The sequence below is a fragment of the Bradyrhizobium centrolobii genome (assembly GCF_001641635.1).
Taxonomy (GTDB): domain Bacteria; phylum Pseudomonadota; class Alphaproteobacteria; order Rhizobiales; family Xanthobacteraceae; genus Bradyrhizobium; species Bradyrhizobium centrolobii.
The window spans coordinates 45,124-55,438 of sequence record NZ_LUUB01000072.1; the positions used below are offsets into that span (position 1 = coordinate 45,124).

A 10,315-nucleotide genomic window follows, 5' to 3' on the forward strand; every position below is an offset into this window, starting at 1 on the left:
GCGCAATTGCGCATCATAGCTCGCGCCAAGAGGCGCGCCCCGGAATGACGCCGGAAATTGAATCGATAGCGGAGAACCCACATGACGAAATCACTGCAAGACAAGGTCATCATCGTCACCGGCGCCGGCCGCGGCATCGGCCGCGAGATCGCGCTGCTCTGCGCCGCGGAGGGCGCCAAGGTCGTCGTCAACGATCCCGGCGGCGCGTCGGACGGCGCCGGTTCGAGCGCTGCACCGGCTGAGGAGGTGGTCGAGGAGATCAAGAAGCGCGGCGGCACCGCGGTCGCCAACTTCGAGTCGGTCGCGGAAGCGATTCCCGCGAGCAAGATCGTGAAGACCGCGACCGATCATTTCGGCCGGCTCGACGGCGTGGTCAACAATGCCGGCATCTTACGCGACATGATCTTCCACAAGATGAGCGTGGAAGCCTTCGAGGCCGTCATCAAGGTGCACCTGATGGGCTCGTTCTACGTCTCCCACGCCGCGGCGCGGATTTTCCGCGAGCAGGAGAGCGGCTCCTTCGTGCACTTCACGTCGACTTCGGGCCTGATCGGCAATTTTGGCCAGGCCAACTACGCCGCCGCCAAGCTCGGCATTGTCGGCCTGTCGAAGTCGATCGCGCTCGACATGGGCCGCTTCAACGTCCGTTCCAACTGCGTCTCGCCTTTCGCCTGGACCCGCATGATCGGCACCATCCCGACCGAGACCGAAGCCGAGAAGGCGCGCGTCGAGAAGATCAAGCAGATGGGACCGGAGAAGATCGCGCCGGTCTGCGCCTATCTGCTCTCGGATGCCGCCAAGGACGTCACAGGGCAGATCTTCGGCGTGCGCATGAACGAGATCTTCCTGTTCAGCCAGAATCGTCCACTGCGCTCGGTGCAGAGCAGCGACGGCTGGACGCCGCAGTCGATCGCGGAACATGCGATGCCGGCGCTCAAGGGCTCGTTCTACAAGCTCGACCGTTCGGCCGACATCTTCACCTGGGATCCCGTCTAGCCCGATCCGAGCTGTTGTTGCGTTGCGATCTCGGGTTGTCCGGCCGGAGATCGCCTTGCTTTATGCCAGATTGCGGGTCGATGCTGTCCTCCCAACAAAAGCGGGAGGAGACCATGACAAAACCACTGACCTATTCCCATCACGAAGGCGAAGACAGAGCCAAATCTGTCGATCGCCGCGGATTGCTGAAAGGTGCAGCAGTGCTTGCGGCATCGACCGTGATGGCTTCGCAAGCCTCTGCGGCGACCGTAGCTCCACTTGGCCAAACGGGTGCTCCGACGAGGTCGACTGGGCCGCTGCCCTTGGGACCGCTGCCCGGCAGCCGTTATCCGGACTCCCATCTGGAATCCGCCAAGAAGGGGCCGCCATCGTTCGGGCCCTCCGGTTTTCCGGCCTTCGCCGGCACCATGGCGGTTGAGCGTGTCGCAACCGGGATGCGCTGGGCCGAAGGCCCGGTCTACTTCCCCGCTGGGCGCTATGTGTTGTTCAGCGACATTCCCAACAACCGCATCATGCGCTTCTGCGAGGATGATGGTCACCTGAGCGTATACCGCCAGCCATCGATGAACTCGAACGGCAACACCATTGATCGCGAAGGTCGCTTGATCACTTGCGAACATAGCGGCCGACGGGTCACCCGGACCGAACTCGACGGCTCGATCACCATCATCGCCGACAAGTACAATGGCAAGAGACTGAACTCGCCGAACGATGTGGTTGTCGCTGCCGATGGTTCGATCTGGTTCACCGATCCAATCTACGGCATCGGCGGCTACTATGAGGGCATCAAGGCCGAACCTGAGCAGGAAAAGCATAACGTCTACCGGGTCGATCCGAAATCCGGTGACATCAAGGTCGTCGTCGATGACTTCGTGGAGCCCAACGGCATTACCTTCTCGCCTGACGAGAAGAAGCTCTATGTCCTCGATACCGGCTTCACAGATGGGCCGGACAACCCGTCGCATATCCGCGTGTTCGACGTGGATGTGGCAGCCGGAAAGCTGTCGAACAGCAAGGTCTTCGCGGAAATGCCAAAGCCCAGCATTACTGACGGAATGCGCGCTGACACCGCCGGGCGCATCTGGTGCTCTGTGGGCTGGGGCGATCCCAACGAGGACGGCGTGCGCTGCTATACGCCGCAAGGCGAGCTGCTCGGCAAGATCCACATTCCCGAGACGGTCGCCAACTTGTGCTTCGGCGGCCAACAGCGCAACCGGCTCTACATCTGCGGCTCGACCTCGCTGTATGCGGTGTACACGAGTGTGCAAGGCGCGATGAAGCCTTGAGACACGAAGGGAGAGTGGCGGGCGGCGAACAGGACTCTATTCGCTACTCGCCATTCGCCTCATCAACCCGTATTTCTCAGCCCCGCCGAGATGCCGTTGATCGTGAGCTGAATCCCGCGCAGCACCTGCTCGTCCGGGTTCTGCGCGCGGTGCTCCTTCAAGAGCTCGACCTGCACGTGGTTGAGCGGGTCGAGATAGGGGAAGCGGTGGCGCACCGAGCGCTCCAGCAGCGGGTTGCCCTGGAGCAGCCGGTCCTGGCCCATGATGTCCAAGAGCGTCTCGATGCAGGAATGCCATTCGCGGCGTATGCGGCCAAAAATCTTTTCGCGCAGAGCTTCATCCGGCACGAGTTCGGCATAGCGCGAGGCGATCGCGATCGAGCTCTTGGCAAGCACCATGTCCATGTTCGACAGCAGCATGCGGAAGAACGGCCAGTCGCGGTAGAGCTCTTTCAGGAACGGCATCCCCTTCTCGGGATGTTCCGCGATCCAGGTTTCGACCGCGCTGCCAAAGCCGTACCAGCCCGGCAGCATCAGGCGGCATTGCGCCCAGGAGAACACCCAGGGAATCGCGCGGAGATCCTCGATGGTGCGGGTCTTCTTGCGCGATGCCGGGCGGCTGCCGATGTTGAGCGTCGCGATCTCGTTGATGACGGTGGACGCCCAGAAGTAATCGACGAAGCCGTCGGTCTCGTAGACGAGGCCGCGATAGGCCTTGAAGGCAAGGCTCGACAATTCATCCATCGCGGTCAGATATTCGCGTCGCGGCGCGCTCTGGCGCGGATGCAGAAGGCTTGCCTCCAGCGTCGCTGCGGCAAGGATTTCCAGATTGTTGCGGCCGACCTCGGCATTGGAATATTTCGAGGAGATGATCTCGCCCTGCTCGGTGATGCGGATCTGGCCGTTCACCGCACCACCGGGCTGCGCGACGATCGCGTCGTAGCTCGGCCCGCCGCCGCGGCCGACCGAGCCGCCGCGGCCGTGGAACAGGCGCAGACGCACGCTGTGGCGCTCGAACACTTCGACGAGCCCGATCTCGGCCTTGTAGAGCTCCCAGCCCGAGGTGACGAAGCCGCCATCCTTGTTGCTGTCGGAATAGCCGAGCATCACCTCCTGCACGCTGCCGCGGCTGTCGACGAGACGGCGGTAGTCGTGCAGCGCCAGCATGCGGTCCATGATGCCGCTTGATGCCTGCAAGTCCTCGATGGTCTCGAACAGCGGCACGATGTTGATGGCACTGCGGCCCGACGGATTGACGAGGCCGACCTCCTTAAGCAGCACCGCCACCTCGAGCATGTCGGACATGCCCTTGCACATCGAGATGATGCATTGGGGGATGGCATCAGAGCCGAATTTGGCGTGCGCCTCCGCCGCAGCGTGGAACACGGCAAGCTCGCCCATGGTCTCGTCGCTGTACTTGACGAATTGCGAGACCAGCGAACGGGTGCTTCGCAACTCGTTGGTGAGCAGCGCGATGCGCGCCTCCTCGCCGAGCGCGAGATAGGACATGCCGGGATTGGCCGCATCAAACAGCTCGGCGATCGTGCGCTCGTGCACGGCGGAGTTCTGGCGGATGTCAAGTCGCGCCAGGTGGAAGCCGAAGCAATCGACCGCGCGCCGCAGCAGCCGCAGCCGGCCGCGCGCGATGACGCGAGCGTTGTTTGCGATCAGCGAGCGGTGCAACACGTCGAGATCGGCCTGCAGCTCCTTCACGCCCTCGTAGGGCGCGTCCTTGCCGACCGGACGCCGCGTGATCTCGACCTCGAGCTTTTCAGCGGTCGCCGTGAGGCGGGCATAGATACCGGAGACCGCGAGGCGATAGGGCTCGCCGCTCCGATGCGGCGAGGTGTCGGGTGAACGCTCGGCGAGCGCGCGCAGCTCTTCAGAGACGTCGGCGAGGTGCGCGGCGATCGACAGCTCGGAGCCGAGCACGTGCAGCTCGTTCAGATAGAACTGCATCACCCGGCTCGACTGGAGCCGCAGCGTGCCGCGCATCACGTCGGCGGTGACGAAGGGATTGCCGTCGCGGTCGCCGCCAATCCAGCTCCCCATGCGCAGGAACGAGGCGAGCTCGGCCGCCGCCTGCTCGCCGCCCTCCTCCAGCCGGTCCTCCAGTGCGTTGACCAGCCGCGGCACCTCGTGGAGGAAGGTGTAATCATAGAACGATAGGCCGTTGCCGACCTCGTCGAGCACGTTGAGCTTGGTCCGGCGCAACAGGTTCGTCTGCCACAGCGTCAGGACCTCGCGGCGGAGCTGCTCGTCGCTGGCCGCGGCCTCCTCCGCTGTCATGGCAAGCCGCTCGCGGCGATCGAGCAGTGCCGCGATCTCCATCTCGCGATCCATGGTGCTCTTGCGGCGGACCTCAGTCGGGTGCGCGGTCAGGACTGGGCTGACGAGGGCCTCCTTGAAGAAACGGCGCAGCTCTTCGGCGCTGATGCCGGCGTCCTTCGCATGTGACAGCGTCTCAGCCAGCACACCGGAGCCACCGCTTTTCGCTGCCCCGCGGGCGCGCATCTGGCGGATGTTGTTCTGGTCCTCGGCGATGTTGGCGAGATGGGAGAAATAGCTGAAGGCGCGGACGATCCGCACCGTCTCGGAGGTCGACATGCCGTCGAGGATCTGCTCGAGCTCACGGCGGGCGAGCCGGTCCTCGTCGCGGTGGAACCGGATCGAGGTCTGCCGGATGAGCTCGACCAGGTCGAACACGTCGGCGCCCTCCTGGTCGCGCACGGTATCGCCCAGGATGCGCCCAAGCAGGCGGATGTCGTCCCGCAGCCGCGCATCGGCCTCCAGCGCCTGGGCGTCCTCGGGACGGTTGGGGCGTTGGTCGGCGGTGTCGGAGGATACGGTCTGGAGGGACATTGCTCGCTCCCAAAAGCTGCCCGGTCGGGCCGAGTGTGCAATTTTTTTGCCGCAGCGCAAGGTGAACTTGGGGGCGGTGCACACTGAGGGACGGGGCTGGGCCAAATCGTCCGCTGTCGTCCCGGCGAACGCGGTGGCCGGCCGCTTCTTTAGGCTGGCACAATCACCTTTCCGATCGGCCAGAGCGCAATGCCCGCGAGCTTCAGATGGGCCCAGGCGAACGGGATGCCGATGATGGTGATCGCGAGGATCACTGCGGTGACGAAGTGGCCGAGCGCCAGCCACCACCCGGCGAGCAATAACCAGACGATATTGCCGAGCATCCCGAGCGGGCCGGTGCCGATATCGCTCTCGCCGGTGACCTCGTCGCGCCGTACCGCCTTCGAGCCGAACGGCAGGAGAGTGTAGACGGCGATGTTGAACGCCGCCCGCGCCCAGGGCAGGCCGACGATGGTGATGGCCATGATGACGGAAGCCACCAGCCAACCGAACGCCATCCAGGCGCCGCCGATGAGAATCCAGAGCAAGTTGAGCAGGAGCGAAACCGGAGCCATGGGATAATCCACCGTCAATGACCCTGCTTGTATAAGCTCGAAAACCGTCGCTGCGAAGACAGCTCGATATCTGCTGCCGGCGATGCCGGGAATTGTCCCTTCTCGTTATTTCGCTGCTGCGATCGGCGAACGTCTCGTTCAGGCGCGCGCCCATCATGTGCTTGCAGGCCTGCACCGCGAGCGGAAAGATCAACTACGGTCATTGACTCAGATTTCTTTCCTGAGCCAGTCGTCTCGTACGGATCAAAGTCCTTGGCGCCGGCTGCGTTCGGCGCGAAGCGAAGCGCCGACAAATCCCACATCTTCGATCCCGCGGAGGATCTCCGTTGAGCAAATCCAAAGCGTCAGTGCGACGGCGCCAAACGAGGTCAATCCGGTTACAATAACCGGGCTCGAACAGAATGCTCCGAGAAGATTGTCGAGCGGTAAGAGCCCGCTCGGCCAGCGCGCCACGCACGCCGAGGACGCGACAGCCCACCCGCCAAGCAACACACCGACCGCGTTTGCGCCGGCAAGCGCTGTCACGACGATCGCGAGCCCCTTCTTCATGGAGAGCCCGACATCGACCAGCTTGACGATAGCGCCACACGCAGCGGCAAAAACGACGGCCGCGCCCCATCCCGAAACCCCCAAGACCATGGCCTGCGCCTGACTTGTCCAAAACCAGAGGCCGGCTACGCAGGCCAGCAGAGTGAGGTTGACCTTCACGGCTTCCGGAAACTTGCAGCGAAGCGCATAGGCATTCGCCTTCTCGACGAGGTCGAGCAGCGCGCAGGCGATCAGGCCGGCAGCAAAGCCGCCGAGGTGCACGCCCCAGTCGATGCGCGAATTGCTGATCGCAAAGGCCACGTTCAATCCGATATTGATGGCGAAGAAGTCGAATCTGAGGTCGAGCTTGCCGAGAACCCACAGGCAGAGCAGCGCCCCCAGGATGCCTGACGTGGCGCCGGACGCGCCTACCGACAGGTAAGAGGTCGCATGAATGGCGTTGCCGATGATGGCGCCGAGCACCATCGCGCAGAAATAGATGATGAGGAAATAGGCCGACCCGACCCGCTTCTCGAGATGTCCGCCCCACAGAACGAGACACAGCATGTTGGTCGTGAGGTGAACGAAATTGACGTGAAGGAAGCCATAGGCGAACAACCGCCAGTACTCATGCCGCGGCAACGCGCCTGAATACATCCCGCCGTAGCGAAACAGCAGTTCGGCCGGCGCCGACGAACCACCGCCCGACTGAATGAGGCAAAGGCCCGACGCCAGAACCGTCGCCGTCATCACGACATAGAGTGCTGCGTGAGGGGCTTCGAAGAAGCCAGGGTTGGTGCGGTATATGGCCATGGATCATCGCAAACGAATGAGGTGAGCACCGCAACCTAGCCGAGCCGCTCCATGATTGCTACTCCTGCGTGCAAGAGCGCGGTCTCATGTCCGGAGGCGAGGCAACGCCTCGAGCGTTGCGGCGCAGAGCCGGCCTCACATCGCTCCACTCGGTAGCTTGCGACACGGCCCAAGATCGCGCTGCGCTCCGTCCGGGCCACGGGAGTGGGCCTACCGCCCCTCGAACGTCGGCTCGCACTTTTCCATGAAGGCCACTCGTAGCCGGATGAGCGTGGCGACATCCGGGGATTGTCCCGGGTATCGCTCCGCTCACCCCGGCTACCGATCACGCCGCCCGCGTCAGATCTTCCGTCCCGCCTGCTCCCAATAGGGATCGCGCAGGCGGCGTTTGAAGATCTTGCCGGAATCTTCGCGCGGCAGCTGGGTGCGGATCTCGATGTGTTTCGGCACCTTGTAGTCGGCGAGCGAGGCCTTCAGCCGCGCGCGGATGTCGGCAGCATCGAGCCTGATACCGGTTTGCGGCTCGACCACAGCCATCAGCGCCTCGCCGAACTCGGTGTCGGGGATGCCGAACACCGCGCAATCATGCACGCCGGCCACGGCATGCAGCACGGACTCGATTTCCGCAGGATAGATGTTGACGCCGCCCGAGATCACCATGTCGCGCTTGCGGTCGCAGATGAAGACGTAACCGTCCTCATCGATGTAACCGACATCGCCGGAAGTGATGAAACCGTCGCGGTCGATCTCGGCGCGCTTCTCCGGCTTGTTGTGGTAGGTGAAGTCCGCATTCTGCGCCATGCGCGAATAGATCTCGCCGATCTCACCAGCAGGCAGCACGCGCCCATCCTCACCGAGGAAACGCAGCTCCGCGCCGGGCGAGATCTTTCCGACAGTGCCGGGTTTCTTCAGCGCGTCCTCGGAGGTCGCGAAGGTGACGGCGCCGGACTCGGTCGAGCCGTAGAATTCGTAGATCACCGGCCCCCACCACTCGATCATGGCGCGCTTGACGTCCGCCGGACATGGCGCGGCGGCGTGGATGACGTGGCGCAACGAGGAGACGTCGTATTGCTTGCGCACCTTCTCCGGCAGCTTCATCAGGCGGATGAACATGGTCGGCACCATGAAGATGGTATCGATCTCAAAGCGCTCGATCAGCTCCAGAAACTCTTCCGCCTCGAATCGCGGCATCAGCACCAGCGCGCCGCCGAGGCGCCCTGCGCGGATGCCGAACGAGTTCGGCGCGGAGTGATAGAGCGGCCCCGGCAGCAGCGCGCGGGCGCCGGGCTTCAGCCCGTAGATCAACGCACGCATGCGCTCGCCGGCAGCGACCTGCTCCGGCGTCGGCGCACTGCGCCGCACACCCTTGGGATGACCGGTCGTGCCTGACGTGTAGATCATGTTCATGGGCTGCGGCACGACCGGGCCGTCATAGGGCTGGAATTGCGCGAGCCATGACTCGAAATCGATCGCGAAGTCCGGTGTCGTCAGATGATCCCGATCGATCTTGTAGGTGACGAGGATCTCCGGCGGCGTCGGCACGCTGAGCACCGTGACGCCCTTGGGGATCGCATCGCGCAAGGAGTGCAGCATGTCGGCATGCGCAATCAGGACGGCAGTGCCGGAGTCCTTCAGGATGTAGTTGATCTCCTCCGGCTTGAAGTGCCAGTTGATCGGCACGCCATAGGCGCCCAGGCGCATCGCCGCGTAGGCGGCCTCCAGGAAGGCGATGTCGTTGCGCATGAGCATGCAGACGCAATCGCCCTGCCTGACACCGATCGTGGCAAGGCCGCTCGCGATGCGATCGGCGCGATTGGCGACATCGGCATGGGAACGGAGGCGCTCGCCGGAGACGATGCCGTGGAATTGGGACGTTTCGCTCATTTGTTGGTTTTCTTTGTTGTTTAGCGACGGTGCCAGTTATTTCGTCATTACAGGGCTTGTCCACGTGATCCACGCCCTTGCTCCGTCGCCTTGGCCAAGAATGTGGATGGCCGGGACAAAGTGTGCGGACCGGGGACATGGGTAACACCGTTCGGAGACATGGGTAACACATCGACGGCATGGAAGGCTTGGGAGGGCCGACATGCCGTGGCGCGAGGTGTCACTCATGGACCAGAGGAAAGAGTTCGTTCGATTGTTCCGGCAGGCGGACGTGAACCGGCGGGAGCTGTGCCGTCGCTTCGGGATCAGTCCGAGGACCGCGTACAAGTGGCTGGCTAGGGCGACCGCGGCAGAGGCCGTCGAGAAGGATTGGGCTCAGGACCAGTCGCGGCGGCCGCATGTCTCTCCGGCGCGAAGCGCGGAGGCGATCGAAGCGGCCGTCTTGGAGGTACGAGACGCGCATCCGACATGGGGCGCCCGCAAGATTCGCCGTCGCCTGGAGGATCGGCAGAAGAGCGTGCCTGCGGCCTCGACGGTCCACGCGATTCTAGCCCGGCATGAGCGCGTCCCGCCGCCTGCACAGCCGGCGCAATACATCCGCTTCGAACACCCGGCTCCTAACGACGTCTGGCAGATGGACTTCAAGGGACGCTTCCCTCTGGGCGACCGGCAGATGTGTCACCCGCTCACCATGGTTGACGACCATTCCCGTTATGCCTTGTGCCTGCAGGCCTGCACCAACGAGCAAAGTGAGACGGTCCAGCAGCATCTCGAACGGACGTTTCGCCGCTACGGCCTGCCCAATGCGTTCCTGGTCGATAACGGTGTGCCCTGGGGCACGTGCTCCGAAGTTCGATGGACCAAACTTCGTGTCTGGCTGCTCAAGCTGGGCGTCGACGTCATCTATGCCCGCCCCTATCATCCTCAGACCAAGGGAAAGAATGAGCGCTTCCACCGCACGCTGAAGACCGAAGTCCTGTCCATGACAACGTTCAGAACCACGCGCGACTTGCAGAAGGCATTCGACCGCTGGCGGCACGTCTACAATACCGAGCGGCCCCACCAATCATTGGACTACGACGTCCCGGCGAACCGGTATCGGCCAAGCTCCCGTTCATTGCCAAGCAAGCTGCCCGAGCCCGAGTACGAGGAAGGAGCAATCGTGCGCAGGGCCAGTCAGCTCAAGGCCAACTTACGCTTCGGCAAGCAGCGCTGGCGCGTTCCGGAGGCCTTCCGGGGCGAGCTTCTGGCCATCAGGCCACTCGCCACGGATGGTCAGTTCGGCGTCTACTTCGGAGCCCATCAAATCGCATCCATCGATCTTCGAGGTGATGCAAAATGAATGTGTTACCCATGTCTCCGAACGGTGTTACCCATGTCCCCGGTCCGCACA

The 10,315-nt window shown here is 63.4% G+C and carries 7 protein-coding genes; 3 read left to right on the forward strand and 4 right to left on the reverse strand.

The genetic code is table 11. The features are described 5' to 3' along the window. Positions 1-81 precede the first annotated feature (81 nt). Both AYJ54_RS23460 and AYJ54_RS23465 read left to right on the forward strand, forming a co-directional pair. A complete protein-coding gene (locus AYJ54_RS23460; RefSeq protein WP_063702595.1) occupies positions 82-996 on the forward strand; it encodes an SDR family oxidoreductase in 915 nt (304 codons plus the stop codon). A 113-nt stretch (positions 997-1,109) separates the two neighbouring features. Further along, complete coding sequence (locus tag AYJ54_RS23465; RefSeq protein ID WP_063702609.1) at positions 1,110-2,282, forward strand: SMP-30/gluconolactonase/LRE family protein; 1,173 nt, start codon at positions 1,110-1,112, stop codon at positions 2,280-2,282. A gap of 62 nt (positions 2,283-2,344) precedes the next feature. On the opposite strand, the gene ppc is transcribed toward AYJ54_RS23465, so the two are convergent. From ppc to AYJ54_RS23485, 4 genes are all read right to left on the reverse strand, one after another. After that, a complete protein-coding gene (gene ppc, locus AYJ54_RS23470) occupies positions 2,345-5,143 on the reverse strand; it encodes a phosphoenolpyruvate carboxylase (protein WP_063702597.1) in 2,799 nt (932 codons plus the stop codon). 149 nt (positions 5,144-5,292) lie between these two features. Next, positions 5,293-5,697: a YccF domain-containing protein gene (locus tag AYJ54_RS23475; RefSeq protein WP_063702599.1), complete on the reverse strand. Its 405-nt coding sequence runs from the start codon at positions 5,695-5,697 to the stop codon at positions 5,293-5,295. Positions 5,698-5,940: 243 nt separating this feature from the next. Further along, positions 5,941-7,038, reverse strand: a complete 1,098-nt coding sequence (locus tag AYJ54_RS23480) for a rhomboid family intramembrane serine protease (protein ID WP_063702601.1) — start codon at positions 7,036-7,038, stop codon at positions 5,941-5,943. Between the two features lie 339 nt (positions 7,039-7,377). Continuing rightward, positions 7,378-8,922 carry an acyl-CoA synthetase gene (locus tag AYJ54_RS23485; RefSeq protein ID WP_063702603.1) on the reverse strand — a complete coding sequence of 515 codons (1,545 nt, stop codon included), beginning with the start codon at positions 8,920-8,922 and terminating at the stop codon, positions 7,378-7,380. Between the two features lie 202 nt (positions 8,923-9,124). Between AYJ54_RS23485 and AYJ54_RS23490 the strand changes: the two genes are divergently transcribed. After that, positions 9,125-10,264 carry an IS481 family transposase gene (locus AYJ54_RS23490; RefSeq protein ID WP_063696331.1) on the forward strand — a complete coding sequence of 380 codons (1,140 nt, stop codon included), beginning with the start codon at positions 9,125-9,127 and terminating at the stop codon, positions 10,262-10,264. Positions 10,265-10,315 lie beyond the last annotated feature (51 nt).

Coding starts and splice junctions, on each gene's coding strand:
- AYJ54_RS23460 (WP_063702595.1), top strand. CDS start 82: ATGACGAAATCACTGCAAGACAAGGTCATCATCGTCACCGGCGCCGGC.
- AYJ54_RS23465 (WP_063702609.1), top strand. CDS start 1,110: ATGACAAAACCACTGACCTATTCCCATCACGAAGGCGAAGACAGAGCC.
- ppc (WP_063702597.1), bottom strand. CDS start 5,143: ATGTCCCTCCAGACCGTATCCTCCGACACCGCCGACCAACGCCCCAAC.
- AYJ54_RS23475 (WP_063702599.1), bottom strand. CDS start 5,697: ATGGCTCCGGTTTCGCTCCTGCTCAACTTGCTCTGGATTCTCATCGGC.
- AYJ54_RS23480 (WP_063702601.1), bottom strand. CDS start 7,038: ATGGCCATATACCGCACCAACCCTGGCTTCTTCGAAGCCCCTCACGCA.
- AYJ54_RS23485 (WP_063702603.1), bottom strand. CDS start 8,922: ATGAGCGAAACGTCCCAATTCCACGGCATCGTCTCCGGCGAGCGCCTC.
- AYJ54_RS23490 (WP_063696331.1), top strand. CDS start 9,125: ATGCCGTGGCGCGAGGTGTCACTCATGGACCAGAGGAAAGAGTTCGTT.